General features: G+C 70.6%; 16 protein-coding genes, 1 tRNA gene and 2 pseudogenes. 11 read left to right on the top strand and 8 right to left on the bottom strand.

Translation table 11 applies throughout. From position 1 onward, the window contains the following. Positions 1 to 314 precede the first annotated feature (314 nt). The 5 genes from ABD981_RS08660 to ABD981_RS08680 are packed head-to-tail and all read left to right on the top strand — an operon-like array spanning position 315 to position 4,181. The gene (locus tag ABD981_RS08660; protein ID WP_345528611.1) at positions 315 to 2,198 is read left to right on the top strand and encodes a sensor histidine kinase; all 1,884 of its coding nucleotides are present in this window, start codon (positions 315 to 317) and stop codon (positions 2,196 to 2,198) included. A gap of 7 nt (positions 2,199 to 2,205) precedes the next feature. Further along, the gene (locus ABD981_RS08665) at positions 2,206 to 2,640 is read left to right on the top strand and encodes a roadblock/LC7 domain-containing protein (RefSeq protein WP_046911062.1); all 435 of its coding nucleotides are present in this window, start codon (positions 2,206 to 2,208) and stop codon (positions 2,638 to 2,640) included. A 2-nt stretch (positions 2,641 to 2,642) separates the two neighbouring features. Continuing rightward, positions 2,643 to 3,014: a DUF742 domain-containing protein gene (locus ABD981_RS08670; RefSeq protein ID WP_046911061.1), complete on the top strand. Its 372-nt coding sequence runs from the start codon at positions 2,643 to 2,645 to the stop codon at positions 3,012 to 3,014. Next, positions 2,992 to 3,612, top strand: a complete 621-nt coding sequence (locus ABD981_RS08675) for a GTP-binding protein (protein WP_046911060.1) — start codon at positions 2,992 to 2,994, stop codon at positions 3,610 to 3,612. The genes ABD981_RS08670 and ABD981_RS08675 overlap by 23 nt, the downstream gene beginning before the upstream one ends. Next, positions 3,609 to 4,181, top strand: coding sequence for a GAF domain-containing protein (locus tag ABD981_RS08680; protein WP_046911059.1), 573 nt, complete (start codon positions 3,609 to 3,611; stop codon positions 4,179 to 4,181). Before ABD981_RS08675 ends, ABD981_RS08680 begins: the two co-directional genes overlap by 4 nt. 84 nt (positions 4,182 to 4,265) lie before the next feature. Here the strand turns inward: ABD981_RS08680 and ABD981_RS08685 are convergent, their stop codons facing one another. Then, positions 4,266 to 5,465, bottom strand: a complete 1,200-nt coding sequence (locus ABD981_RS08685) for an acyl-CoA dehydrogenase family protein (protein ID WP_046911058.1) — start codon at positions 5,463 to 5,465, stop codon at positions 4,266 to 4,268. Between the two features lie 548 nt (positions 5,466 to 6,013). Between ABD981_RS08685 and ABD981_RS08690 the strand changes: the two genes are divergently transcribed. Beyond that, on the top strand, positions 6,014 to 6,382 hold the full coding sequence (locus ABD981_RS08690) for an MmcQ/YjbR family DNA-binding protein (protein ID WP_046911057.1): 369 nt from the start codon (positions 6,014 to 6,016) through the stop codon (positions 6,380 to 6,382). A gap of 91 nt (positions 6,383 to 6,473) precedes the next feature. Here the strand turns inward: ABD981_RS08690 and ABD981_RS08695 are convergent. Then, positions 6,474 to 7,368: pseudogene (locus tag ABD981_RS08695) on the bottom strand (transketolase family protein). Positions 7,369 to 7,460: 92 nt separating this feature from the next. Next, entirely contained in the window at positions 7,461 to 8,174 is a 714-nt protein-coding gene (locus ABD981_RS08700; protein ID WP_046911056.1) for a thiamine pyrophosphate-dependent enzyme, read from the bottom strand. A gap of 125 nt (positions 8,175 to 8,299) precedes the next feature. Here ABD981_RS08700 and ABD981_RS08705 point away from each other — a divergent pair. Further along, positions 8,300 to 8,373, top strand: a tRNA-Pro gene (locus tag ABD981_RS08705). Between the two features lie 261 nt (positions 8,374 to 8,634). On the opposite strand, the gene ABD981_RS08710 is transcribed toward ABD981_RS08705, so the two are convergent. The 3 genes and pseudogenes from ABD981_RS08710 to ABD981_RS08720 form a co-directional block, all read right to left on the bottom strand. Further along, entirely contained in the window at positions 8,635 to 9,672 is a 1,038-nt protein-coding gene (locus tag ABD981_RS08710; RefSeq protein ID WP_046911055.1) for a TolB family protein, read from the bottom strand. Positions 9,673 to 9,914: 242 nt separating this feature from the next. Then, a pseudogene (locus tag ABD981_RS08715) lies at positions 9,915 to 10,439 on the bottom strand (MFS transporter); the annotation flags it as partial. A gap of 1 nt (position 10,440) precedes the next feature. Continuing rightward, positions 10,441 to 11,319: an alkaline phosphatase family protein gene (locus tag ABD981_RS08720; RefSeq protein WP_046911053.1), complete on the bottom strand. Its 879-nt coding sequence runs from the start codon at positions 11,317 to 11,319 to the stop codon at positions 10,441 to 10,443. 570 nt (positions 11,320 to 11,889) lie between these two features. Here ABD981_RS08720 and ABD981_RS08725 point away from each other — a divergent pair. The 4 genes from ABD981_RS08725 (at position 11,890) to ABD981_RS08740 (ending at position 17,143) form a co-directional block, all read left to right on the top strand. Further along, positions 11,890 to 13,305 carry a family 2B encapsulin nanocompartment shell protein gene (locus ABD981_RS08725; RefSeq protein ID WP_046911052.1) on the top strand — a complete coding sequence of 472 codons (1,416 nt, stop codon included), beginning with the start codon at positions 11,890 to 11,892 and terminating at the stop codon, positions 13,303 to 13,305. A gap of 140 nt (positions 13,306 to 13,445) precedes the next feature. Next, positions 13,446 to 14,780, top strand: a complete 1,335-nt coding sequence (locus tag ABD981_RS08730; protein WP_046911051.1) for a family 2 encapsulin nanocompartment cargo protein terpene cyclase — start codon at positions 13,446 to 13,448, stop codon at positions 14,778 to 14,780. A 19-nt stretch (positions 14,781 to 14,799) separates the two neighbouring features. Further along, positions 14,800 to 15,690, top strand: a complete 891-nt coding sequence (locus ABD981_RS08735) for a geranyl diphosphate 2-C-methyltransferase (RefSeq protein ID WP_046911050.1) — start codon at positions 14,800 to 14,802, stop codon at positions 15,688 to 15,690. Positions 15,691 to 15,856: 166 nt separating this feature from the next. Beyond that, entirely contained in the window at positions 15,857 to 17,143 is a 1,287-nt protein-coding gene (locus tag ABD981_RS08740) for a serine hydrolase domain-containing protein (protein WP_240495428.1), read from the top strand. An 88-nt stretch (positions 17,144 to 17,231) separates the two neighbouring features. Here the strand turns inward: ABD981_RS08740 and ABD981_RS08745 are convergent, their stop codons facing one another. Both ABD981_RS08745 and ABD981_RS08750 read right to left on the bottom strand, forming a co-directional pair. Further along, the gene (locus ABD981_RS08745; protein ID WP_345528621.1) at positions 17,232 to 17,585 is read right to left on the bottom strand and encodes a hypothetical protein; all 354 of its coding nucleotides are present in this window, start codon (positions 17,583 to 17,585) and stop codon (positions 17,232 to 17,234) included. A gap of 353 nt (positions 17,586 to 17,938) precedes the next feature. Beyond that, positions 17,939 to 25,720 (bottom strand): ricin-type beta-trefoil lectin domain protein, encoded by a 7,782-nt coding sequence (locus tag ABD981_RS08750; protein WP_240495429.1) that lies wholly within the window; start codon positions 25,718 to 25,720, stop codon positions 17,939 to 17,941. Positions 25,721 to 26,163: the final 443 nt, after the last annotated feature.

Here is a 26,163-nt window from a genome sequence, read left to right on the forward strand (position 1 = left end):
CCGCACCGGATTCCGGTCGCGGGCGTTTCCCGTGGAGGGCGGAGGCGTGCACACGCCTCCGCCCTCTTCCGTTCCCGCCGCCGAAGCGGGTGCGTCGGGTTTCGGCCGACAGGTCTCGGCCGGTCGCGCGAGGGGTGCTAGCAGACCGGGGCTCCGCACGGGGTAAGTTTGCCAACTGCGCACCGCACATGAACGGTTGACGACTACAGTGGGTGCTTGGTGATCATCGGTAGGCTCATCACACACACGTAGTCATCCTCTCCGTAGTGCACCCCCGTAGTACGCCGATTCCTGGGCACGTACCAAGGACACTCATGTCTCAACTTCGCGCACCCGCCCCGCGGTCCGAACGCCGCGAGGGCGGGCGCCACGGCCGGTCGGGCGCCCGCGGCGCCGCCGGTCCCGCCGGCGCCGGTTCCGTACAGTCCCCCGCGCCGCTTCCCGCCGAGGCGCGCATACGACCCCAACTGCTGCGTACCTCCGTTCTTCCGGCCGTCGCCGTCGCGCTCGGCGGCGCCGCCGCCGTGCTGTTCACCATCCGTTCCACCGGGGCCGAGGTCACGCCCGGCCTCTGGGCCGCCCTCACCGGGGCCGCCGCGCTCACGGTCGCCTCGGTGACCGCCGCCGCGCTCGGAGCCGACCGGGCCGCCAAGGCCGTCCTCGACCGCGCCAACGCCCTGCGCCGCAGCAGCGCCCGCAGTCAGAGCGAACTGCGTACGGTCGTCGAACAGTTGCGCAGGGGCGAGATGCCGGAAGCCCGGCCCGCCACCCCGGCCGGCACCGGATCGAGTGATGAATTCGACCTGCTCGCCCACGAACTGACGCGCTCTCACGAAGCCGCCGTCAGCGCCGTCGTGCAGGCCTCCCGGCTCTCCAGCAGCGTCGGAAACGAACAGAAGGTCGAGGTCTTCGTCAACCTCGCCCGCCGGCTCCAGTCCCTCGTCCACCGCGAGATCCAGCTCCTCGACGAGCTGGAGAACGAGGTCGAGGACCCCGAGCTGCTCAAGGGCCTGTTCCACGTCGACCACCTCGCGACCCGCATCCGCCGGCACGCGGAGAACCTCGCCGTCCTCGGCGGTGCCATCTCCCGCCGCCAGTGGTCCAACCCGGTCACCATGACCGAGGTCCTGCGCTCCTCCATCGCCGAGGTCGAGCAGTACCCGCGGGTGAAGCTGGTGCCGCCGATCGACGGTACGCTGCGGGGCCATGCCGTGGCCGACGTCATCCACCTGCTCGCCGAACTGGTCGAGAACGCCACCGTGTTCTCCGCCCCGCACACCACGGTGCTGCTGCGCGCCCAGTACGTCACGGCCGGCCTCGCCATCGAGGTCGAGGACCGCGGCCTGGGGATGCCCGTCACCGAGCAGAACAAGATGAACGCCCTGCTCGCCGACCCCGACCAGGTCAACGTCGCGCACCTGCTCCAGGACGGACGCATCGGACTCTTCGTGGTCTCGGCCCTCGCCCGGCGCCACGGCATCGCCGTCCGGCTCCAGTCCAACATCTACGGCGGCGTCCAGGCCGTCCTCGTGCTGCCGCAGGGACTCCTCGGCTCCGACCCCGAGGGCCTGGCCCGCGCCGGCGACCGGAGCACGGCCGCCGCACCGGCCGCCGCCCCGCAGGTCCAGGCCGCGCCCCCGGCGGCCCCGGCCGTCCCCGCACCCGCCCCGATCCCGGCGGTCGCACCCCTCCCGGCCCCCGCCCCGGCGGCGCCCGCGCCCCCGCACGTACCCGCGCCCGCGCACGTACCCGCCCCGGCCCCCGTACCGGTGCAGGCACACGCGCCGGCGCAGGCGCACGCACCCGCGCACCCGGCGGGGCAGGCGCCCGGGCAGGCACCGCTCCCGCCCCGCCCGGTCTACGCCGAAGCGGCCCCCGCCGCGCCCGGCCTGCCGGGTGTCCCGCCCCAGCCCAGCCACGCCGAGCCCACCGGGCACGGCACCGCCTTCCCCGCCCCGGCGCCCGAGGTCCCCCCGGCCCCGCGCACCGGAGCACCGGGCAGGCCCGTCCTCCCCAAGCGGCGCGCCCAGGAACACCTCGTCCCGCAGCTGCGCGACGAGCCCACGGCCCGCAGGCCCGAGGAGCACGCCCTGCACGACCCGGGTCTGATGGCCGCGTTCCAGCGCGGCATCGGACTCGCCGAATCCCAGCCCTCCCCCCGTGAACCGCTGCGTCCAGGCGACGCGCACAAGGAGTAGATGCACCATGGCGAGCAATGGGCCGCACGGCCATTCCTCGGATCTCGACTGGCTGCTGAGCGGTCTGGTTCAGCGGGTCCCCTACACCCGCAACGCCGTTCTGCTCTCCTCCGACGGCCTCGTGAAATCCGTCCACGGCCTCGACCCCGACGCGGCCGACCACATGGCCGCGCTGGCCTCCGGGCTCTACTCGCTCGGGCGCAGCGCCGGAGCGCGGTTCGGCGACGGCGGTGAAGTGCGCCAGGTGGTGGTCGAGCTGGACTCCACCCTGCTCTTCGTCTCCACCGCCGGGTCCGGCACCTGTCTCGCCGTCCTGGCGGGCCGCGAGGCGGACGCCGCCGTGCTCGGCTACGAGATGGCGATGCTCGTCAAGAGCGTGCGGCCGTATCTGGTCACCCCGGCCAGACAGGCCGCCGGCGCGGCGGGCAGTGCGGGGCAGTGACCATGGGGTCCCACCAGGAAGGACCCTGGCTGGACGACGCGGCAGGCCGGCTGATCCGCCCGTACACCGTGAGCGGTGGCCGGACCAAGCCGACCGCCGCGCTCGACCTGCTCTCCATGGTGATGGCCACCGGCAGCAGCCCCCAGCCGCACATGGGCCCCGAGCACAGCCTGGCCCTGGGGCTGTGCGGCGGACCCACCTCGGTGGCGGAGATCGCGGCGCACTTACGGCTCCCGGCCGTCGTCACCAAGGTCCTGCTCTCCGACCTCGTGGACTGCGGGGCGATCACCGCCCGCGCGCCCCGCTTCCACGCCAACCCAACCGACCGTTCCTTGCTGGAGGCAGTGCTCGATGGCCTACGACAACGGCTCTGAGCGCCACGATTTCGCCGCCGACCCCTTTCCCACCGCGCTGAAGATCCTGGTGGCGGGCGGGTTCGGCGTGGGCAAGACGACCTTCGTGGGCGCGGTCAGCGAGATCGAACCGCTGAGCACCGAAGAGCTGCTGACCTCGGTCAGCGCGGCCACCGACAGCCTGGAGGGCGTGGAGTCCAAGACCACGACCACCGTCGCCATGGACTTCGGACGCATCACCCTCGACGACCGCAACGTGCTCTACCTGTTCGGCACCCCCGGCCAGGAGCGCTTCTGGTTCATGTGGGACGAGCTCTCCGAGGGTGCGCTCGGAGCGGTCGTCCTCGCCGACACCCGGCGTCTCCAGGAGTGCTTCTCCGCCATCGACTTCTTCGAGCGGCGCGGCATCGGATTCGTGGTCGCCGTCAACGAGTTCGACGGGGCCTTCCGCTACGACCCCGACGAGGTGCGGTCGGCGCTCGACCTCAAGCCGACGGTCCCGGTGCTGCTCTGCGACGCCCGGATCTCCAGCTCCGGCATCCGCACCCTGCTGACCCTCGTCCAGCACCTCCTGACCACCATCCCGGCCGCCGTGCCGAGCTACGGAGCCACGACATGACCTACGACCCGACCGGTCATATGCTGCTCACCCCCATCGACAACGAGGCGCCCACCCGGGTCCGCCGTCTGCGCGAACTGGGGTTCGGCGAGCAGCCCGACCCGGCCTTCGACGAATTCGCCCGGCGGCTGGCCGAGGTGACCGGCGCGCCCTTCTCGATGGTCAACTTCATCGACGAGAACCGGCAGTTCTTCGCCGGACTGCACACCCCGGCCGGCACCCACTCGGGCTCCGACCTGGGCGCGGCCGCGGCGGGCAGCGGCGGAGTCGGCCGCTACATGGCCCGCGACCACGGCTACTGCCCGCACGTGGTGGTGCGCCGCAAGGCGCTGGTCCTGGAGGACGTCTGCGACTATCCGCGGTTCGCGGGCAACCCGGTCGTCGACGAGATCGGCATCCGTTCGTACATGGGAGCGCCGCTGATCGACCGGACCGGCGTCGCCCTGGGCACGATCTGCGTGGTGGACACCGACGTGCACCCCTGGGGGCGGGTCGGTCTGGAGACGATCAAGACGATGGCGGCCGAGCTGGTGGAGCAGATCCACCGTCGCGAGGACGGCATGATCTGACGGCGCGGGCCGCCGTCACGTACGGGTGCCCCGGTGTTCGGCTCCCTTGCCGGACCCCGGGGCACGGTTCTTCGGTGGACGCCGTCAGCAGCCCGCGGGCTCCAGACGGACCAGCTCGGACAGGCGCTCCGACCAGCTGCCCTTGTCCTGTCCGAGGGCGACCTCGGCCAGGCGCAGGAGCTGGATGTCGGAGGTGCCCGCGGGGGCGAAGATGTGGTGTGCGTCGCGGAGATAGCGCTCGATGGGGCGGTTGACGAAGAGGCCCGCGGCGGCGTGGATCTCCATGGCGTTGCGGCCCGAGTCGATGGCGGACTCGACGTTCACCAGCTTGGCGTTCATCAGCTCGGTGTCGCAGGACATGCCCTGGTCGAGGAGATGGACCGCGTGGTAGGCGGCGAGCCTGGCCGTCATCAGACGCGACTGCATCTGGCCCAACTTGAGCTTGACGGTAGGGAGTTCGGCGAGCGGTGCGCCGTAGCGGATCCGTTCGGTGGCGAACCGGGTGGTCTCCTCCAGGATGGCCTGATGGATACCCAGCGACACGGCCGTCAGGTTGGCCCTGCCGTAGAGGACGCTGGAGGAGTAGGCGACGGCGAGGCCGTCCCCCTCGTCGCCGAGCCGGTTGGAGGCCGGAACCCGGCAGTTCTCGAAGATGAGTTCGCCGAAACTGAACCCGTGGAGGCCCATCGCGGGCTGTTGCGGACCGGTCCTGAACCCCGGGCGATCGGATTCGACCAGGAAAGCGGTGAGTCCCTTCGAACCGGGACCGGTCCTGACCACGACCCCGTGGAGATCGCCCACGTGGCTGTTGCCGACGTACACCTTGCTGCCGTTCAGGATGTAGTCGTCGCCGTCCCGCTCGGCGGTCGCGGACATGCCGAGGACATGGCCCCCGGATTCCGGTTCGGTGACCGCGATGGTCGGCAGGCACTCGCCGGCGGCGATGGCCGGAAGCCAGGTCTTGCGCTGTTCGTCGCTCCCGAAGTGCACGATCTTGGCCGTGCCCAGCTGTGAGGCCTGGACCATGGCGCCCATGGCGCCGCTGACCCGGGACAGCTCCTCGATGATGATGGTTTTGGCCAGGTGGCCGGCGCCCATCCCGCCGTACTCATGGCTGATAGTCGCCCCGAGCCACCCCTGTTCGGCGATGTATCGGGACAGTTCGTGGTGGACCGAGCGTGACGCTTCCATCTCCGGTATCCGTGGCCGAACCTCACGCTCTGCGAAGTCCCGCACGGTCTCACGGAGTTGATGATGCAGTCGGCTGCTGAAGTAGCCGTCCATACGAGTCCTCCCCTGCGAAACTCCCGCTCGTCTAGTGGTCCGAGCAGGTGGTGCATCGGCAGTGGTCCCGTCCCGAACAGGCCGACCACTTCATGGTGTTGATCTTTCTCGGACGGATCAATATCGCCACCAAGTTTGTCTGAAACAGGAACGGTTGACGATTGTTTCCGACTGTGTTTCGCGAGATGTTGGCCTGCTCAGTCCGGTTCGAAGGTCATTCCCCGAGGGCATCTTTCTGCCACATGCCAACGGCAAAGCTTTGGTGGGCATATGGCGTCGAGGCCGGTCGGGACGCCCCATAGACCCCTTCTTCACCGAAGGGACATCATTCCGGAAGCACCCCCCGAGGCGCACACGGCCCGGAAACACTGGGCCCTGGCCACCTCACGCCTTCCCGGCGGGCCTCGCGCGCCTCCGCAGGGGCGCGTGGAAGCATTGCCCGGCGCGAGGGCGCGTCACAGGGAGTGAGGGGAGCCGGTGACGGTACGTGCGCGGGCGCGTACGCCGTTCCGGGCTCGTCGCCCGCCGGGAGGCCGTACGGTCGGAGCATGGCCACTTCCGACGACGTGCGCAGGATCGCCCTCTCCCTGCCCGAGGCGGTCGAGAAACTCGCCTGGGGCATGCCCACCTTCCGCGCGGGCGCCGGCGGACGGATCTTCGCCTCGCTGGACGACGACGACCAGGCGATCGGCGTGAAGTGCCCGAAGGAGGACCGGGACGAGCTGATCGCCGCCGAGCCGGCGAAGTTCTTCCTGCGCGAGGGACACGACGACGGCTACGCGTGGATCAGGGTCCGGCTCGGCGCCCTCGACGACGAGGCCGAACTCCGCGCGATCCTGTCCGACTCCTGGCGCCAGGCGGCGACGCGCAAGCTGGCGGACCGCCATCCGGAGGTGGGGCGGGTGGAGGGGGAGTAGGGAACGGTAAGGGGGGAACGCGGGACCCGACGGTCCCGCCCCCGATCCCACCGCCGATCCCGCCCCGATCCCACCGCCGATCCCGCCCCCGTCACCGGACGAAGGCGTCGATCCGTGCCCGCAGGGCGGCCGGGTCCAGGCCCTGCCCGGCCAGGTGCTCCTCGACCGTCCCGTACCGGCGCAGCTCGCTGCGCCCGATGCCGAGCCCGAGTACCCGGTGGGGCACCTCGGACAGTGCGTCGTTGGCGGCGGCCGTCGAGGTCCCTTCGAGGTACGGCTCCACCAGGACGACGTCCGGCCGGGCCGCGGCGACCGCCCGGCGCAGCGTGTCGCCGTCGAAGGGGCGCACGGTGGTCGCGTACAGCACGCTGACGTCGAGCCCTTCCGTCGCCGCCAGCACGTTGTCGAGCATCGGCCCGACCGCGACGACGACGCCCCGCGAGCCCTCGCGCACCACGCTGAACCCGCTCCGGGTGCGCGGCCGTGCGGTGGCGTTCGCGTGCACCGACAGGCGGACGTACACGGAACCGTCCCCCCGCCACCGCCTCCCGCACCAGGGTCTCCGCCTCGTCGGGGTGTCCCGGCACGTGGATGGTCCAGCCGTCGAGGGTGTCCATCAGGGCGACGTCTCCGGGCGACATGTGGGTGAACCCGCCGGCCGGCCAGTCGTACGAGCCGCCGGCGCTGACCAGGACGCCGTGCACGCCCTGGTGCCCGAAGTCCAGCTTCAGCTGCTCGAAGGGCCGCTCGACCAGGAAGCTGGCGAAGGTGTGCATGACCGGCCGCATCCCGGTGAGGGCGAGCCCGCCGCCCGCGCCGATGAGCAGCTGCTCGCGGATGCCGACGTTGAGCACGCGGTCGGGGTGCCGTTCGAGTGCCTGCTGGAAGCCGTCCTTGCTGATCTCGGCGAGCACGACCGCGAGCCGCGGGTCCTCGTCGAGCAGCCGGCTGGTGGTGGCGATGAAACGATCACGCATGGTGTCCATGGAAGGGGCTCTCCTCGGGAGGGCGGGGTGACGGGGGGATGAAGGGTGGCGGTGGCGGGGGGAGGCCGGGGCGGCGGGGGTGGCCGGCGCGCTCAGGCGCCCTTGGGCTCGACGCGGGCGACGACGGCGCGCGGCCGGCCGGGGTGCGGGGCGGTGAAGGCCGCGTACAGCGCTTCGTGATCACGCCCGTCGACGGTCTCGGCGGACCAGCCGGCGGCCTCGAAGCGGGAGGCGATGCCGCCGGGCCAGCCGTAGGAGGCGGAACCGTTGTCGATCACCAGGGTGTGCAGCTGCTCCAGGCCGGCGGGCCCGGCGTAACCGATGGCCTCGTGGTTGCTGCCCTCGTCGAGCTCGGCGTCGCCGATCAGCACCCACACCCGCGGATCGGTGAGCCCCTGGGCCCGCAGCCCGAGCACGCTCCCCACCGCGAGCGGCAGCCCGTGCCCGAGCGACCCGCTCCCGATCTCGGCGCCCGGCACGAGCGTCCGGTCCGGGTGGTGCCCGAGCGGCGAGCCGTACTCCCCGAACCCGCCGAGCAGCTCCTCGCCGAAGAACCCCTTGGCGGCCAGCACGGCGAAGTACGCCATGGGCCCGTGCCCCTTCGACAGCAGGAACCGGTCCCGCCCCCGGTCGTCCGCGGTCCCGGGCGAGACCCGCAGGACGCGGTCGTAGAGGACCCAGAGCGCGTCGAGGGTGGAGGTGGCGGCGGTGGAGTGCTTCTCGTCCCCGGTCATCAGGGCCATCAGACGGTGCAGCTCGCGGACGGCGGCCTCGGGCGCCGACGGTGTGTACGTCGTGTTCGTCATGCTCTACACGGTGCTACCTCAAGCGCGCTTGAGGTCAAGCCTCGAACTGGTTCGTGACCACCCGGGGAAGTGCGGTATGGTTCTCATGCGCGTTCGGCCGGGGAAACCCCAGGTCAGACGGGCACCGGGACGTGGCGCAGCTTGGTAGCGCACTTGACTGGGGGTCAAGGGGTCGCAGGTTCAAATCCTGTCGTCCCGACTCGAAAGAGTCGTTGATCGAGGGGCCGTTTCAGAGAGATCTGAAACGGCCCCTCGACCGTTTTCTGCCGGAGCCTGTCCGCCGCCCGGACCCGGTGCAGGTGGACGAGGACGTCGTAGGCGCGGCCCAGGGCGACGGTGTCGCGGGTCTGCCGCAGCCCGGACTCGGTCCGGCCGCACACCCGGGACAAGGTCCTGGACTGCGCCGGGGCGTGCTCGGGCGGGGGCGGGTCGGCGCGGCGGGGTCGGTCCGGCCGTGGGCCTACCGCCCCGCCCCGCCCAGCACCACCGGTGCCAGCCCCGCCGACAGGAGCCGGGCCGGGGTGCCGGAGCCGTCGGCCGGGGCGGTGTAGAGGTCGGAGCCGTAGTCGCCCGGGAGGGCGTAGGCGACCGTGTGGTCGTCCAGCCAGACCGCCTGGTCGTCGACGCTGCGGCGGTCCGCGAGCGGGGTCTCGCGCAGCGTGGCCAGGTCGAGGGCGTACAGCCGCCAGGGCGCGTCGGCGGGGGCTCCGGCGACCCGCTTCTTGTAGACGATCCGGGTCTCGTCGGGGGAGAGGGACGGGCACTCGACGTTCTGGTGGAGGGTCGTGACGGTCCGCGCGGCGAGGTCGCCCCGCACCAGGTAGGTCTTCCCGCCGGTCGCCATCGTCGCGTAGAAGTGCCGGTCGTCGCGGGAGAAGGTGACGCCCCAGAAGTTGGTGTCGGCGGCGTGGTGGCCCTTGCCGTCCTTGACCACCGCGAACTCCTCCAGGGAGGCCGTGAGCCGGTTCGTCCCGGTGTCCAGGACGGCGGTACGGGTCGAGAAGTCCGTGCCCGCGTACGAGTCGCCACCGACGAACACCGTCCAGGCCACGAAGCGGCCCGAGGGGGAGACCCGGGCCCGGGTGGGGATGCCGGGCAGCGGGTAGCGGGCCCGCTCCTTGAGGGCGGCGTCCAGGACCACCGCCCGGTAGGCGTCCTCCACCGTGCCGCGCTCGGCCTGGAGGCAGATCCCGGTGCCGGCGGCGGCGTGGAAGCGCAGGCACTTCACCCCGGACGCGGTGCGCGGACCCGTCGGCGCCGCGGCCGGGACGGTCGTCAGCTCGTCGCGGTGCGGCCCCCAGGCCATGTTGCGGAAGGCGAGCAGGCGGGCCGCGCCGGGCGCGAGCGAGACCTGCCCGGACGTGACCGGCGGACCGCCCGCCTGCGTACGGTCCTTCTCGGCGGCCCGGTCCGCGGCGTGCAGCAGCGAGGCAGCGGCGACGCCGCCGAGGACGGCCAGCGCCGTCAGCAGGACGAGCAGTTTGACGCGCAGGGTCATGCGGCCTGTTCCTTCGGGTCGGACGGGCCCTCCGGCGCGGTGCTCCGGGAGGGCGCGGGGAGGAGTGCGAACGCCACTGCCACGCACACCGCCAGCGCGGCGGTCGCCGTGCCGAGCGCCGTGCGGTCGCCCCAGGCGGTCCAGGCGGCGCCGAACGCGATCGAGCAGCCGAAGCGGGCGAGCGCCTGGCCCGTCTGGACCAACGCCGGCCCGGAGGAGCGGAGTCCGTCCGGGACCGCACCGGCGGCCGCCGCCATCAGGACGCCGGCGGTGTCCATCGCCCGGTGCACGCCGAACGCGCGCCCGCGGGCATCGGCCGGCGAGGCGAGCGAGATCAGGGCGTCGCGCGGCGCGGTCCGCAGGCCCTTGCCGGTGCGGTCGGCGGCCGGCACGGCGCCGATCAGCGGCACTGAACCCGCCACCTGGAGAAGGGGTTTGCACAGCGCCGACAGGCCGTAGCCGAGCACGGCCACCGTCTTGTGGCGGCCGCCGCGGTCGGCGAGGTGTCCGCCGACGAGCCGGACGAGCGCGCTGAAGCCGTTGTAGACCCCGTCGAGCAGGCCGAAGCCGAGCGGCGACAGGCCGAGCCCCGCGACCGGGTAGAGCGGCAGCACGGCCGTGACCATCTCCGAGGACACGTCCGTGATCAGGCTGACCGTGCCGAGTGCCGGCACGGTGGGGGCGACGGCGGCCCGCCGGCCGGAGCGGTCGCTCCGGCCGGCGGACGCGGGTGTCGCGGGGGTGCCGCGACTGTCCGCTACGTACACGTCACGAGGTCCAGATGCCCGTGATCGGGGTCGCGTTGGCGGCCTGTCCGGCGTGCGAGGTCCCGTGCATGTCCTCGAGGGTGCGGAGCAGGTTGTAGTGGTTGTACGTCGTGGACGAGGTCGAGCCCGGGGTGACCTGCTGGCCGTAGAGCACGGTCGGGATCTTGTTCCCGGCGAGCCTGTTGTCCTCGTCGAAGGTGACCACGAGCAGGCTGTTGTGGGTCTTCGCCCAGGTCGCGTAGGCGCCGAGGTTGTTCTTCAGCCAGGTGTCGCCGGTGCCGACCGAGCAGTCGTGCATGTCGCTGCACAGGTTCGGGACGACGAAGGACACCTGTGGCAGCTTGGTGTAGTCGGTCGGGAACTGGGCGAAGGTGTACGCCGACGAGGTGGGGACGTTGGAGAAGCCGAACCACGGATTGTGCTTCCGGGCGTACTTGCCGCTGCTGCACGTGGTCGAACCCTGGCTGGGCAGCGTCTCGTTGTAGCTGGCCCAGGTCTTGCCCGCGGCGATCAGCTCGGAGGCCAGGTTGGGCGCGGACGAGAAGCCGGGGGTGTAGCAGCTGTCGTCCGTGATGCCCTGGGTGGAGCCCGAGAACAGGGCGAAGTAGTTGGGCTGGCTCGGGTGGGTCTCGCCGTACGACTGGGTCAGGTTGGCGCCGCCGGTCTTCAACGAGTTGATGTACGGGGCGCTGGAGCTTCCGATGACCTGGCTGTAGGCGTGGTTCTCGAAGACCACGACCACCACGTGGTCCGGGGTGGGAACGGTCGCCGCGGCCTGGGCCGAGGTACCGCCGAGTCCGGCCCAGAGGCCGAGCGAGGCGGCCGCGAGGCCGAGGGCGGAGAGAAGGGCGGTGCGGCGTTGTCTGGGCGCGCCGGACACGGTACCTCCGGTTGAGGGGGGATGGCTGGGGGCGGTGCAACCGAAGGGTAGGAGTGTCCATGCCAACCGGGAAGGCGCCGGATGTGAAGACCCGGGGAACGTCTCGTGGCGCATGCACCTTCTCCTGGCGGGGCCTCCGGGGGTGAGGTGAGGGGCATCGGAAGGTGGCGCGGAGGCACCGCGAGCGCCCCCCGTGCGTCCCTTTCGCCGACTCCCAGGCACGGCACGGCCGTTCGACGGGGGTGAAACCTCGTCGCGCGCCCCTTGGCCGGATCCGGCGCTCACGCACGTGCCGCCCTCCCCGGGTGGCCCGGACTTTGACGCGGTGTGCCGGCCGAGGCTTCCGCCGCATGGCCGGAATGCCGATGTCCACCCCGTTAAACCCCGCATGAAGCAAGATCACCGCTTCGAGGTAATGCCCCCCGTCTGGCTGGGTGATCCGGTCGTGCAGGCCGTTACTGTTCCCCGGGATCTGGGGCGATTCCCAGAGATTTCCACCTCTACATCCCTCTTATGGCGATCGGTACGAGTATGTTCCGGTCGCCTCCTTCGCGAAGGAGAGCTCGCCCGATGACCGTTGACACCGGCGCGGAAGCCCAGCTGGAGCCATCCCGGCCGCAGTCCAGCCTGAGCACCGCGGCTGCCCGCAACCTCGCCACCACGACCAAGTCCGCCCCGCAGATGCAGGAGATCACCTCCCGCTGGCTGCTGCGGATGCTTCCCTGGGTGGAGACCAAGGGCGGCGCCTACCGGGTGAACCGCCGGCTGAGCTACACCGTCGGCGACGGGCGCATCGAGTTCGTCCAGGACGGCGCCACGGTCCGGGTCATCCCCCGGGAGCTCGGCGAACTCGCCCTGCTGCGCGGCTTCGAGGACGTGGACGTGCTGACCGCCCTGGCCGGCCGCTGCGAGCAGCGGGAGTTCCGCGCCGGTGAGGTGCTGGTCGAGCGGGGGACCCCCGCCGAGAAGATCCACCTGATCGCCCACGGCCGGATCAGCCAGACCTCCGCCGGCAAGTACGGCGACGAGATCGCGGTCGCCGTCCTCGCCGACGGCGAGCAGTTCGGCGAGAACGCCCTTCTGGACGCCGATGCCAGGTGGGACTACACGGCCACCGCCGAGACCTCGGGCGTCCTGCTCACGCTCTCCCGGGACGACTTCGCCTCGGTGCTCTCCTCGGCACCGAGCCTCCAGGCCCACATCCAGGACTTCAGCTCCCTCCCGCTCCAGCGGCAGAACAAGCACGGCGAGGCCGAGATCGCCATGTCGGCGGGCCACGTCGGCGAGTACGAGCTCCCCGGCGCCTTCGTGGACTACGAGCTCAAGCCGCGCGAGTACGAACTCTCCGTCGCCCAGACCGTGCTGAAGGTCCACACGAGGGTCGCCGACCTCTACAACGGGCCGATGAACCAGACCGAGGAACAGCTCCGGCTCACCATCGAGGCGCTGCGTGAGCGCCAGGAGTACGAGCTGATCAACAACCGGGAGTTCGGCCTGCTCCACAACGCCGACTTCAAGCAGCGCATCCAGACCCACTCCGGACCGCCCACCCCCGACGACCTGGACGAGCTGCTCTGCCGCCGCCGCGGCACCAAGCTGCTCCTCGCCCACCCGCGCACCATCGCGGCGATCGGGCGCGAGTTCAACGCCCGCGGGCTCTACCCGGACCACGTCGACCTCGGCGGCCAGGCGGTCCCGGCCTGGCGCGGGGTGCCGATCCTGCCCTGCGGCAAGATCCCGATCAGCAAGGACAACACCAGCTCCGTCATCGCCATGCGCACCGGCGAGGAGAACCAGGGCGTCATCGGCCTGCGCCAGACCGGCCTGCCCGAGGAGTACGAGCCCGGCCTGTCCGTGCGGTTCATGGGCATCAGCGAGCAGGCGATCATCTCGTACCTGGTCACCACCTACTACTCCGCCGCCGTCCTCGTGCCCGACGCGCTCGGCGTGCTGGAGAACGTGCAGATCGCCCGCCGCCGCGACTGAGCGGCGCGAAGGAAGCGCGCGACCGGAGGGCGCGACCGAAGGATCCGCCCGCGGTCCGCGACACGGCCCGGACCTTCCCGGGCCGGGCGAGCACGCCCGGGAGCCGGGGACAGCCCACTCACCTCAGCAAGGAGCCACGGATGCCCGACCCCGGGCTTTCCCCCCTTCCCCCCGACTCCCCTCCCGCCCCACCGGAAGTACCGGTCGCACCGGCCGCGCCGCTCTCGGCGATCGAGCGGATCCTGCGCGGGCCCAGCGGCCTCGGCACGAGCACGCTGTCCCTGGCCCGCCGCACGGGGCCGCCCGCGGTGCCGGCGCCGCCGGCGCCGATCGAGGCGCCCGCGGCACCCGCTCCGCACGCGGCGGTGGTACCGGCGGCACCAGTGGCTCCGGTACCACCATTGGCCCCGGTGGCCCCGGTGGCTCCGGTGACCCCGGTGGCTCCGGCGGCCCCGGTGGTCCTGGCGGCCCCGGCGGCACCAGTGGCCCCGGTGGACGCGCTGCACATCCCGGGCCTCTACTACCACCCCGTCCCGGAGCCCGACCCCGTACGGGTGGCGGAGCTCAGCCGTCGGATCAAGGACTGGGCGGTCGACGAGGTCCAGCTGTTCCCCGACGACTGGGAGGGCGAGTTCGACGGCTTCTCCGTCGGGCGCTACATGGTCGCCTGCCACCCGGACGCGCCCACCATCGACCACCTGATGATCGCCACCCGGCTGATGGTCGCAGAGAACGCCGTCGACGACATGTACTGCGAGAACCACGGGGGTTCGCCCGTCGGCCTCGGCGGGCGGCTGCTCCTCGCGCACTCCGCCCTGGACCCGCTGGCCGCGCCCGCGGAGTACCAGCCGCGCTGGGCGGAGTCGCTCGGCGCGGACGCCCCGCGGCGCTCGTACCGCTCCGCCATGGAGTACTTCGTCAAGCAGGCCACCCCCTCCCAGGCCGACCGGTTCCGGCACGACATGGCCCGGCTGCACATGGGATACCTCGCGGAAGCGGCCTGGACCGAGACGGACCACATGCCGGAGGTGTGGGAGTACCTGGTGATGCGGCAGTTCAACAACTTCCGCCCCTGCCCCACCATCACCGACACGGTCGGCGGCTACGAACTGCCGACCGACCTGCACGCCCTGCCCGCCATGCAGCGGGTGCTCGCGCTCGCCGGGAACGCCAGCACCATCGTGAACGACCTCTACTCCTACACCAAGGAGCTGGACACCCCCGGCAAGCACCTGAACCTGCCCGTGGTGATCGCCGAGCGCGAGGGCCTCTCCGAGAAGGACGCCTATCTGAAGGCGATCGAGGTCCACAACGACCTGATGCACGCCTTCGAGGCCGAGAGCGCCGAGCTGGCCGCCGCCTGCCCCGTACCGAGCGTGCTGCGCTTCCTGCGCGGCGTGGCCGTGTGGGTCGACGGCAACCACTACTGGCACCAGACCAACACCTATCGATACAGCCTGCCCGACTTCTGGTAGTCAAAGAATGGATTCCTCAATGACCAGCACCGAGTTCACCACCCTCGACGGCAGCTCCACCGCCGCCTTCATCCCCGCTCCCGCCTCGCCGTACCAGGGCGACATCGCGCGCTACTGGGACGCGGAGGCCCGGCCGGTCAACCTGAAGCTGGGCGATGTCGACGGCCTTTACCACCACCACTACGGCATCGGCGAGATCGACCACGCGGCCCTCGGCGACGTCCAGGACAGCGCGTACGAGAAGAAGCTGATCGCCGAGCTGCACCGCCTGGAGTCGGCGCAGGCCGACGTCCTGCTGCACCACCTCGGCTCCATCGGGCGCGACGACACGCTGGTCGACGCCGGCTGCGGCCGCGGCGGTTCCATGGTCATGGCCCACCAGCGCTTCGGCGCCAAGGTCGAGGGCGTCACCCTCTCCGCCAAGCAGGCCGACTTCGCCAACCGGCGCGCCGCCGAACTCGGCATCGACGACCACGTGCGGGCCCGCGTCTGCAACATGCTCGACATGCCCTTCGAGACCGGACAGGCCGCCGGCTCCTGGAACAACGAGTCCAGCATGTACGTCGACCTGGAGGACCTCTTCGCCGAGCACTCCCGGGTCCTCGCCGTCGGCGGACGCTACGTCACCATCACCGGCTGCTGGAACCCGCGGTACGGCCAGCCCTCGAAGTGGGTCTCCCAGATCAACGCGCACTTCGAGTGCAACATCCACTCGCGCCGCGAGTACCTGAAGGCCATGGCGGACAACCGGCTCGTCCCGCAGGCCGTCATCGACCTCACCCCGGACACCCTGCCCTACTGGGAGCTGCGCGCCACCTCGTCCCTGGTCACCGGCATCGAGGAGGCGTTCATCAACTCGTACAAGGACGGCTCCTTCCAGTACGTCCTGATCGCGGCCGACCGCGTCTGACGCACCGCACGGCCCCGGGGCCCGTCCACCCGGACGGGTCCCGATCGGCCGGGCGTGTCAGGAACCGTTCCCGGGCTCCGGCACTCATGATCCTTGGTGGCCGCGGTCGGACGACGACCGCGGCCCGCCGTGCCGACCGAGCCGAGCAAGAAGCCGAGGAACCACCGTGTCGCAGTCGTCCCAGCCGTCCCGCCGACGCCTGGCGCTGAGCGCCGCCCTGATCGCCGCCGCCCTCGCCGGAGCCGTCGCCCCGACGGCCCACGCCGCCGCACCCGTGCCCGCCCCCACGCCCGCCACGGCCCCCGCGCCCGACATGGACGGCGTGACCGCCGCCCTGAACTCCGCGATGGCCAACGGCGCGCCCGGCGCGATGGCCCGCTACAGCGGCCCCGACGGCGTCCGCAGCCGGACCGCCGGGGTCCGCGACCGCGTCTCGGGCGCGCCCATGGACATCCACGCGCGCTTCCGCATCGGCAGCGTCAGCAAGACCTTCTCCTCCGTCGTGCTGCTCCAGCTGGTGGACGAGGGCAAGCTGGAGCTGGACGCCCCGGTCGACCGCTACCTGCCCGGACTGCTGCCCGACGACCGCATCACGGTCCGCCACCTGCTCACCCACCGCAGCGGCCTCGCCGACTACACCGACGCGATGTTCAACCAGACCGTGCCCGGCTTCGAAGCCGTACGGAACCGGGTCTTCGGCTACCAGGAGCTGGTCGACCTCTCGCTCGCCGAACCCCGCACGACCGAGCCCGGCGCCGCCTACTCCTACTCGAACACCAACTTCGTGGTCGTCGGCATGCTCATCGAGAAGCTCACCGGCCGGCCCGTCGCCGACGCGTACGAGCGCCGCGTCTTCAAGCCGCTGGGCCTGCGCCAGACCTCGTACGTCCACCCGGACACCGCCATCAAGGGCCTGCACGCCCGCGGCTACCTGCACCCCGACGAGGAGGGCGGCGCGCTCGTGGACTCCACCGAGCAGACGGTGTCCTGGGCCCAGTCCGCCGGCGCGGTCATCTCCAGCCCCGCCGACCTCAACACCTTCACCAGCGCCCTCATGCGCGGTCGGCTGCTCTCCCCGGCGATGCTGGACGCGATGACGACGGTGACCCCGACGGACACCACGAACACCCGCTTCTACGGCCTCGGCCTGCGCCGCTACGACCTCACCTGCGGCACCCGGGTGTACGGCCACACCGGCACGGTGCAGGGCTTCTACACCTACGCCTTCTCCACCCGCGACGGCCGCCGCAGCCTGTCGGCCCTGGCCAACACCTCCAACCACGGCGCCGCGAACACGGCGCTCAGCGGCACCTTGGAGGCGGCCTTCTGCGGGAAGAAGCCGGCGGCCGCGAAGACCACGGCGCCGTCCGCGCGGACGGCGGACGGCGCTGGACGCATCACGCGGGGGGCCACGGGGTACGCGGCGGAGCGGGACCTGGCCGAGCGGTTCTGACGCCCGGATCGGCGCCCGGATCGGCGTCCGGGAACGCAGGAAGCCCCGCCGAATCACTTCGGCGGGGCTTCCGCATGTCCCTCGGGTGTCAGTCCCATCCGGCCGGGAGTCCGGGGAACCCCTCCCCGACGGTGGAGACCATCGGGTAGGGCAGGGATCCGACCAGGTCGGATCCGGTCAGTGGGGTCGGGTCCGCCACCACGAGATGGACCCGTGGCGGGCGGTCCGGGTCGCCGGTCAGGAACGGCTCCTCCAGCACGACCGCGTCGTCGAAGCGCGTCCACCGGGTGAGGCTCCCACCCGTCATTGGGCGGGTCCTTCCCCTGGAGACGAACTCCACGGCGTCGGCGTACCGGAGACCGAAACCGGTCAGGACCGTCCAGCCCCGCAGCGTCGACCACAGGGCCACCGTCTCCACGAACTCCGTGAAGCCGGCGAACATGTCCGTGTACTCACCGCTCCAGGAGACCCCGACCCTGCCGTCGCGCCGTAGGACGATCGCGCAGGCGAGGTCGTGGTTCTCCGCGAAGCGGATGAACTCGTCCCCCTCGGGGGAAGAGGTCCAGCCGCCCGGGGAGACCGACAGTCGGTTCCATCCGAGGTAGTTCCCCCCCGTAGCAGGGGAGGACGCAGCCCTCCCACTCCTCCGTGAGCAGTTCGACCAACGCTCCCGTCTCGGACGGGAAGTCGATCGAGGTGAGCTCGCGAAGTCCACGAGGGACACGTACCTCCTCGTTGAGGAACCGGACGGACTCGGCTGTCGGTTTCACCCGGGCGTTCCTTTCAGGGGTGCGGCTAGTGGCTGACGGTCAGCAGGTACGAGAACAGTTTCCTGCAGTAGCCGCACATCTCGCGTTCGGCGCCATGGCGTTCGTATCCGTAGCCCTCGGATCCGCCGTGGACGTCGACGGCCTGGGACCTCGCGCCTCCGATGGGCAGTCCGCGGCGTTCGAGTTCGCACAGCGCGCCGATCTCGCCACAACCGCCGTGGTGCTCGGTCAGCTGCACCGCGGTCCGCACGTTCGGGGTGAGGCCCGCGATCGAGCGGCCCGTGCTGGCGCCGAGGGCGAAGTGCTCCCCGTCGGCCGTGAAGACCTGGGCGACCACGTTGGTCTGGCCGTCGTTGGCGTCGGCGTAGTCGAGCAGCTCGTCCGACGGCTCGCCGGTGATCTCGCAGACATGCGGCTGGTTGTTGCCGCCGTCGTTGTGGACCAGGACCGGCGTCGCACCCGCGAGCGCGTAGTACGTGTGGACGTCGGAGACCGTCAGGTTGTAGACGGTGGCGGCCTGCGCGGTCCAGCGCCGGACGGACGCGACCTGGACGTAGGTGCCCTTGCTGGTCTGCAGCCACTGACCGGTCCGGAGGTCGGTCGCCTTGATCCACTCGCCGAGCTCGGGGACCCAGAAGGGGTGGCCGTCGGTCGCGGTGACCACGGCCGTCTTCGTGCCCTTGGCACCGTCGACGTCGATCGTGACCTTGACCAGCTTCTTGAGGCCCTGGCCCTTGATCTCGGCCGTGACCGTCTCGACGCGGGTCTCGCCGGTCTTCTCGTCGGTCGCGAGGACCTTGTCGCCGGCCTTGACCTGGTCGATCGGCTTGGTGGAGCCGTCGGCCATCAGCACCTTCGTGCCGGGCACGAAGCTGTTGCAGCCGCCTCCGCCTCCGCCTCCGCCGCCACTGCGCTGGGAGTCGGCCTTGCCCGAGCCGCCGCTGCCGCTGGTGCCGCCCTTGCCGCGGGAGGAGCCACCGGAGGAGCCACCGGGCTTGCTGGTGTTGACCTTGCCGCCGCCGGAGCCCTTGTTGGACTGCGAGGACGCCTTCGGGGCCGACTTGGCCTGGGCCTGCTTCTGGACCGGGTTACCGGTCTTCTTCGTCTGTTGGACCGCCTTGTCGGCCGTTCTCTTGGCCTCCTCGGCGGCCTTCTTCTGCGCTCTCTGCGCGGCCTCCTTCTTGGCCTTCTCGATGGCGAGGGTCTTCGCCTTCAAGGCTGCTTCCTCGGCGGCCTTGGCGGCCTTGAGGACGATCTCGGCGGCCTTCTTGGCGGCCCTGAACGCCATGACGGCGTCGATGGTGCGGTTGACCGCCTTCAGGACCGAAGGAATCTTGCCCAGCTTCGACCACGGAATGGCGCCGACGATGAGGCTGCCGCACGACCACAGGTCACCGCCGAAGCAGGCCATGGCGTCGTTGATGCCGATGAAGTCCTTCAGCGTCTCCCACGCGACCGAGAGGATGACCGAGGTCAGGGACTTGCCCTGCATGGCCTCCGCCTCCGCGACCTGCGCCGCCGACAGGCCCGCGCCCGCGAGGGCCGCGGCCCGCTCGGTAGCGGTCAGGCTGATCGACAGGCCGGTGGGGTCCGCGAAGGTCACCGGGTTGTTGTGCGCGTACGCGTACCCGTTGGACTGCATCGGGTCGTTCAGGTCCAGCACCGGGTCGGCGGACAGGAAGCGTCCGACCGACGGGTCGTACAGCCGGGCGCCCAGCGGCTGGAAGCCGGAGGCGTCGTCACGGTCCTTGCCCAGGAAACCCTTGTGGTTCTGGATGTTCTGGCCGGAGGTGTCGGCGCCGCGCTGGTTGCCGAAGGCGTCCTGCTTGCGCACCCGGACCGGCATGCCGCTGTAGAGGCCGACCTCCGCGTACGCGCTGCCCTGATGGTCGCCGGTCTGGGCGACCAGCATGTCCGCGCCCGTTCCGTTGGCGTAGCGCATGACCCCGCCGCCGGGGACGGCGTAGGTGCGGCTCGTCTGGACCAGGACGCCGCCCTGCTGGACGGTGACCTCGGACTCGTTCAGGCTCAGTGTGGCCTGCTTGCCCTTGATGGTCAGCAGACGGGAACCGTCGGGGCCGTAGATGTGACGGGTGTCGTTCTGCGGCAGCCACTGCTGCGCCGTGGAAGCGGCGTCGCAGGTGGCGAGCACGATCGGGGTCTGGTTCGCGGTGTTACCGCCCTGCACCGCGAGGCACAGGCCGGAGGCGACGTGGGTCAGCTGACCGGCCGCGTTCCGCTTGAGCTGCTGCGCGGTGGTGCCGTTGCACTTCTGCAGCTGCACCGCCGAGCCGGCCGTGTTGGCCGCCGGCTGGACGCACCAGGTGTCGTAGACCTCCAGGGTGCCGAGGTTGGCGTCCGCCTGGCCCGGGGCCGGGGCGAAGCGCCAGTTCTGCGCGACCGTGGTGTTGCAGCCGTACAGCTGGATCGCCTGGCCGGCCGCGGCCGTACCCAACCTCAGGTCGAGGCACTTCTGGGCGAGACCCACGTACGGGGTCTTGCCCCCGGTTCCCGCTCCGGTGATCCGGTCGACCTTGCCGTCGTAGGTCCAGGTCAGGTCCTGCTTGTCGCCGTTCTGGACCGAGGTGATCGACTTGGTGTCGCCGGTCAGTTCGTACAGGCGCGTGGCCTCGGCGGTGACCTGCGCACCCGCGGGGGTCTTGTAGGTCTTCGACACCTTGGTCAGCGTGTGCGGCTGGTCCTTGGCGGCGTTCTTGCCGTAGGCGTACGTCGTGACGGCGTTCTTGGTGGTGTCGCCGGTCAGGTCGTTCTCGGTCAGCTTGGTGCGGTTGCCGAGCAGGTCGTACTCGTACTCCTGCCAGTAGCCGGAGTTGTCCCTGCCGGCGGCCACGTTGAGCGAGCCGTCGGTGTTCTTCGGGGTGGAGCAGGCCGTCTGGTCCTTGGAGGTCCAGGCCGACTTGAGCTGACCCAGCGGGTCATAGGCGAAGCACTGGCGCTCCTCGATCCCGACGGACTTCTCCTGGATCGAGGTGACGTTGCCGGCCGGGTCGTAGGTGTACGCCCGGTTGGAGACCAGGTTGCCGCCGACCAGGGAGGCGTCGTTCTTCTCGCGGTAGACCGACTGCTCCTGGAGCGCGCCGCTGCCCTCGTCGAACGAGCTCTGCGTCCAGACCCGGTACGGCTGGGCGCCCAGGGTCGAGCGCAGCACCTGGCCGTACGCGGAGTAGGTGGTCTCGGCGCCGTACCAGTCCTTGCCGGACAGGGAGAGCGGCTTGCCGTCCTTGTTGTAGCGGACGACCACCTTCTCGGCGTCCAGCTTGCCGATGGCGGGAAGCTGCGCCTCTTCCACCGCGCCCGTGTCCGAGTAGGAGTACCCGTAGGTGTAGTCCTTCTTGAAGCCCCACGTGTCGACGATCGACTGCGGGAGGGACAGCGTGGTCGAGGTCGGCTGGTAGTCCTTGGTGTAGCCGTCGACCTTCTGCGTGTACGCCAGGCCGTCCGTGTAGCGGACCGCGGTGGCGGGCATGCCCTTGCCGCCCGGGACGGTGTCGTACGTGTAGTCGGCGAGAACGGTGCCGTTGGCGTCGTTCAGGCGCTGCTGCTTGGGCCGGGACAGCTCGTCGTAGCTGTTCCAGACCTTGGTGCCACGGGCGTTGGTGCTCGTCTGCGGCCGGCCGAGACCGTCGTACGTGTTGCGCGTGGTGCCCGAGTCCGGGTCGGTCGCCGTCTCCAGACGGCTACGACGGTCGTACGTCCAGGACCACGGGTGCGCCGTGTCGGCCGAGCTGGTGGCCTTCACCATCAGGCCGCGCGTGTCGTAGGCGTACGACATCGACGTGTAGCCCTTGGGAGCGGCGGGGTTGAACGTGTCCACGCGGGCCGTGCGGCCGAGCGCGTCGGTGAACAGCCGGTAGGACGAGGCGCCCTGCGGCTGGATGACCTTCGACCAGTCCTGGCCGTACTCGTACTTCGTCGCCCGGTCCTCGAACGCGACCGACTGGGACTCCCCGGTCGCCTCGTTCGTGACCTTCTTGAGGTACGGGGTCTCCTTGACCACGCGGCCGAGGCCGTCGTAGTCGTACCGCGTGATGTTCGGGATCGCGGTGTCGGCGAGCGGGGTGAAGAGCTCGCCGGGCTTGGCGTCCTTGGTCAGGTAGGCGTTGTTGGTCTGCCAGACCTCGCCGGAGCTGTTGTACAGGGTGTCCGTGACGAGGTAGCCGGCGTCGTTGTCGGCCTCCTCCAGCGACTGCCGCTCGCGGCCGAGGCCGTCGTACAGCGTCACCGAGGTCTCGACCCGGTCCTCGTAGCCACGCGTGTACGTGGTGACGAACGGAGGCTTTCGGGTCTTGACCGACGGGTCGTTCGGGTCGGTCTCCTCCGCGGGGATCGTGTAGACCGCGCGGAAGTCCGGCACAGCGCCCGCCGTCGGGGTGCGGCCCGGGGACCAGGCCTCGGCGAGACGGCCCAGCGGGTCGTACTTCGACTCGCTCACGTAGCCGTTGGGGTCGGTCGTCTTCAGCGTGACCGCGCGTCCGGGCTCCAGCTCGCGGGTCTGCTCGTGCAGGAGCGCGTTCTTCTCGGTCACCTTGAAGACCTGACCCGTGGGCGGGTCGTAGGTGATCGTGGCGGACTTCTGCTCGGGATCGGTCTGCCGGACCACGCGCCCGATGGCGTCGAAGCCGGTGGTGCCGTTGGTCTGGTAGCCGGTGCCGTCGCCGTTGAGGGACCAGGACTCGGTGGCCAGGCCACGGGTGGAGTCGGCGAGCGCGGTGCCGAAGGCCGTGCCGTCGTACGCCGTGCGGTTGGCGCTGGTCAGCGTCTTCAGATCGGCGAAGTTCGCGTTGGCACAGGTGCCCGGAGAGACGAGGACCTGCTTGGACAGACCGATGAGGTTCTTGCCCGTGTGGTGCAGGTACTCCAGCTTGGTGCAGGTCTCGTCGCCGGACTTGACCGTGTCGCCGAACGACTCGACCTGGGTCGGCAGTCCGTACGTCGGGTCGTAGGTCGTCAGGGTGCGGACCGAGCGCAGGGTGCGCGGGTCGTCCTCGTTGGTGCCCGAGGACTTGGTGTACGCGATCTCCTCGGGCACCGTGACGCGCCAGGCCCGCAGCGGCTCCAGGCCGTCGTCGCGGTCACGCCTGGCCAGCTCGGTGGCCTCGGGGATCTTGACGCCGCGGGTGAGCCAGTCGGTGTCGGCGTCGGTCGCGTTGGTGTAGGTGAGCTCCTCGGCGACGCGGCCGGCGAAGGGCTGCTTGTCCTTGGCGATCTCGGCGCCGGTGATGTCCTTCACGGACACCGTGTCGCCCATGCCGCGGAAGTAGCGGGTGACGGCCTTCGTCTGCTTGCTGCGGACCGCGGGGTCCTCGGTGCCGGTGAGCACCGTGGTCTGCTCGAAGCCCGCGAACTGCGAGTAGGTGCGGGTGGACTTCTTGGAGAACTCGCCGTCGGCGAACCTCCACGCCGGGTTCTTGTACTGGTACGCCGTCCTCGTCGGGTACGAGCCGGCGACGTTCGGCAGCTCTTCGATCGACTCGACCGCGTACTTGTGGAACCAGTCGATGTCCTCGAACTCCGGGTCAGGGTTCCAGTAGACCGGGTAGCAGAGGCGGCTGTTCGCCTTCAGGGCCGCCGTGTCGGTCTTGCCGGGCAGCGGGCCGGTGGCGCACTCGCCCTCGATGGGCTTGTACGTGACGACGGTCTCGCCGCCGTACTCGTTGATGACGCGCGCGATGCGCAGGCGCGAGAAGCCGGGGCGCTGCGGGTTGACCGCGAGGACACGGTTGGGCATGTCCTCGACGTTGGGCTCGAAGCGGACCGCGTTCAGGGTGACGCTCGCGTCGGTGGAGCCGTTGCGGGCGTAGCCGGTGCGGCTGATCGACTCCAGCCACAGGGCGGTGTTCGGGCCGGTCTTCAGCGAGGCGAAGGACTGCTTGAGCTGGTACTCGTCCACGACCTGGCGGGCCGTGGTGTCGGTGCGGCGCTGGGCCGAGGTCGTGATCTTGTCCAGGCGCTTGCGCGTCCAGAACGTCGGGCCGGCGTTCCAGCACTTCTTGCCGGACTCGCAACGGAGGTCTGCGGGGGTGTCGAACCAGGGCCGGTACTTGCCCGGGTCCTTCGACTTGAAGTTGTCCTCGGTGCAGGTCACACCGGCGACGTCGTAGCAGCGCTCCGCGACGGTGAAGCCGATGCGGGCCGGGGCCGTGGCGCTGAAGAGGGTGTCCTTGCGCTGGCCGTAGTAGATGTGCGACAGGTAGCCGTCACGGTCGTAGACGACCGGAGCCTTGAAGTTGAAGTTCTTGGCGTAGTAGTTCTGGTCCTTCTTCCACCACAGCGACATGGCGTTGCCGTGGATGTCCTCGACGTAGTCGAGGCCCCAGCGCCAGCCCTGCGTGCAGGAGGAGTTCTTCCAGTCCTCGGTGGTGGCGCCCTTGTAGCAGGGCTCGCCCGGGTGGTTGCCGTAGACCGGGACCGTGAGCACCGAGTCGGTGGTCGGGTCGTCGGCGGCGGTGCCGTTGTCGGACCAGCCCGGCAGCTTGTTCAGACCGAAGTGGTAGCGGATGCCGTCCTTCGTCGTGACGACCCAGTACTCACCGTCCTTCGCCCCGTTGCCCGTGGCCTGACCGGTGACGCGCTCGACCTTGGAGCCGTCGCCGTTCGCGGTGAACCACTTGCTCTTGGAGTCGTCCCAGACGAGCTCGGTGGTCATGCCGGCGAGGGAGAGCGTGGCGTTCTCCGAGCCCCAGCACAGGTCCGCGGTGCGGTGCGTCTTGTTGTTCGCACCGGCCTTCTTCGAGTCCTGGCGGCAGTTGACGTACGTACGCGTGATGGAGCCCGCGTTGTAGTCCCAGCCGTCGCCGATCCAGGAGGCCTGGTTGTTCGACGAGGACGTGCGGCCGTCCACCGACTGCGACGAGTACGACAGGTTCACCTTCGGCATCAGGCCGCCGGCGGTCTCCGGGGTCTGCACCTGGTAGCCGTACGTGAATGCGCCCGACGACGAACCGGCCGACCAGGAGCCCGCCGACAGCAGCGGCGAGGCCGTGAAGTCGCCCTGCGCCGAGGAGCCGGTGTCGAGCATGCCGACCGCGCTGCCGCCGGCCGCGTTCGCGACCGGCTGGACGCCGTCGCGGTACGAGGCCTTCGTCTGGGAGGAGGTGAAGCCCTCGCCCAGCAGGCTGGAGACGGGGATGGTGCCCGTGATGATGCTGCGGGTCTTGGCCTTGGGAGCAGCCTTCGAGTTCGTCGGCGCGTCCTTCGCGGGGACGACCTCCACCGACGAGCTCAGCCGCTTGAAGGCGCCGGAGTCGTCCTTGCCGGACATCGGGGTCGCCCCCGCGTCGTCCGCGCAGTCACCCGTGGTCGGGGACGAGTAGACGCACTCGGGCAGCAGCATCAGACCGAAGCGCTCGGCGGCCTGCGGCCCGTAAAGGTCCTTGAAGCCGCTCGTGTCGACGGTGAGCGCGACCTCGGCGGCCGGGTCGACCGTCGCCGGCGGCGTCACCTTCATGACCAGGCCGGAGACGCCCGCGTCCTGGGAGGTGGTCGTCGGCGCCAGACCGACGCTCCAGTCGCCCGCGAGCGCGGCCGGGTCGCCGCCCTCCGGTACGCCGATGGCGACCGGCAGGTTGTTCGTGACCGGCACGGTGTCACCCGGCGTGCTGGTCGGCGTGAGCGTCGCGTTGCCCGTACCCGAGGCCCAGGCAGCCGTGTCCTTCGCCTGGTACTGCGGGATCACGGCCTCGGCCGCGAGGGTCAGGTCCTTCTGCGCCGTGGCGTCGCCTTCGAGCTCGGTGCTCTTCGGGATGTCCGGGAGGTCGACCGAAGTGGTCTGCTCCTCGCGGTTCATGCCCGGGCCGGGGATGGCCAGCGCCTGCCCGCCCAGGCTCGTCACCGTCAAGGTGGACGACAACAGAAGGACGGTCGCCGTGCGGCTTCGCCGCCGGCGCCGTCGTTGTGACTCCGTCATGGCTGGGCGTCCTCGCCCCAGCCATGACAGCGGACCTGAAGCACGCATACGCGTCGACTCCCACCCAGCGCAAAGAGTTAGAAAAGGAACGGAGAATCCGGTGCGGAAACACCAAAGAGCGCACCTCGTCGGAGGTGCGCGCGTCGGCACTCTCCGTCATCGCCGTGGCGCATTCAAGATCACGCACGGTGACGTTGTGTGAATTCCAGTGAGGTCGCTCACGGTGTAGCTCCGGGTGTATGCCGCGCAAGGCCTGAATCGGACTAATCGTCAAAATGCGTAGTACTCAACCGAATTGGAGAGGATGTGCCGGGTGTATGCGG

It is taken from the genome of Streptomyces showdoensis, assembly GCF_039535475.1.
Classification (GTDB): Bacteria; Actinomycetota; Actinomycetes; order Streptomycetales; family Streptomycetaceae; genus Streptomyces; species Streptomyces showdoensis.

Bases quoted from the DNA above. Each gene is read 5' to 3' on its own strand.
- ABD981_RS08750 (WP_240495429.1), bottom strand. From the start codon at position 25,720: ATGAACCGCGAGGAGCAGACCACTTCGGTCGACCTCCCGGACATCCCG.
- ABD981_RS08700 (WP_046911056.1), bottom strand. From the start codon at position 8,174: ATGACGAACACGACGTACACACCGTCGGCGCCCGAGGCCGCCGTCCGC.
- ABD981_RS08690 (WP_046911057.1), top strand. From the start codon at position 6,014: ATGGCCACTTCCGACGACGTGCGCAGGATCGCCCTCTCCCTGCCCGAG.
- ABD981_RS08730 (WP_046911051.1), top strand. From the start codon at position 13,446: ATGCCCGACCCCGGGCTTTCCCCCCTTCCCCCCGACTCCCCTCCCGCC.
- ABD981_RS08670 (WP_046911061.1), top strand. From the start codon at position 2,643: ATGGGGTCCCACCAGGAAGGACCCTGGCTGGACGACGCGGCAGGCCGG.
- ABD981_RS08660 (WP_345528611.1), top strand. From the start codon at position 315: ATGTCTCAACTTCGCGCACCCGCCCCGCGGTCCGAACGCCGCGAGGGC.
- ABD981_RS08725 (WP_046911052.1), top strand. From the start codon at position 11,890: ATGACCGTTGACACCGGCGCGGAAGCCCAGCTGGAGCCATCCCGGCCG.
- ABD981_RS08745 (WP_345528621.1), bottom strand. From the start codon at position 17,585: ATGTTCGCCGGCTTCACGGAGTTCGTGGAGACGGTGGCCCTGTGGTCG.
- ABD981_RS08680 (WP_046911059.1), top strand. From the start codon at position 3,609: ATGACCTACGACCCGACCGGTCATATGCTGCTCACCCCCATCGACAAC.
- ABD981_RS08685 (WP_046911058.1), bottom strand. From the start codon at position 5,465: ATGGACGGCTACTTCAGCAGCCGACTGCATCATCAACTCCGTGAGACC.
- ABD981_RS08675 (WP_046911060.1), top strand. From the start codon at position 2,992: ATGGCCTACGACAACGGCTCTGAGCGCCACGATTTCGCCGCCGACCCC.
- ABD981_RS08735 (WP_046911050.1), top strand. From the start codon at position 14,800: ATGACCAGCACCGAGTTCACCACCCTCGACGGCAGCTCCACCGCCGCC.
- ABD981_RS08665 (WP_046911062.1), top strand. From the start codon at position 2,206: ATGGCGAGCAATGGGCCGCACGGCCATTCCTCGGATCTCGACTGGCTG.
- ABD981_RS08710 (WP_046911055.1), bottom strand. From the start codon at position 9,672: ATGACCCTGCGCGTCAAACTGCTCGTCCTGCTGACGGCGCTGGCCGTC.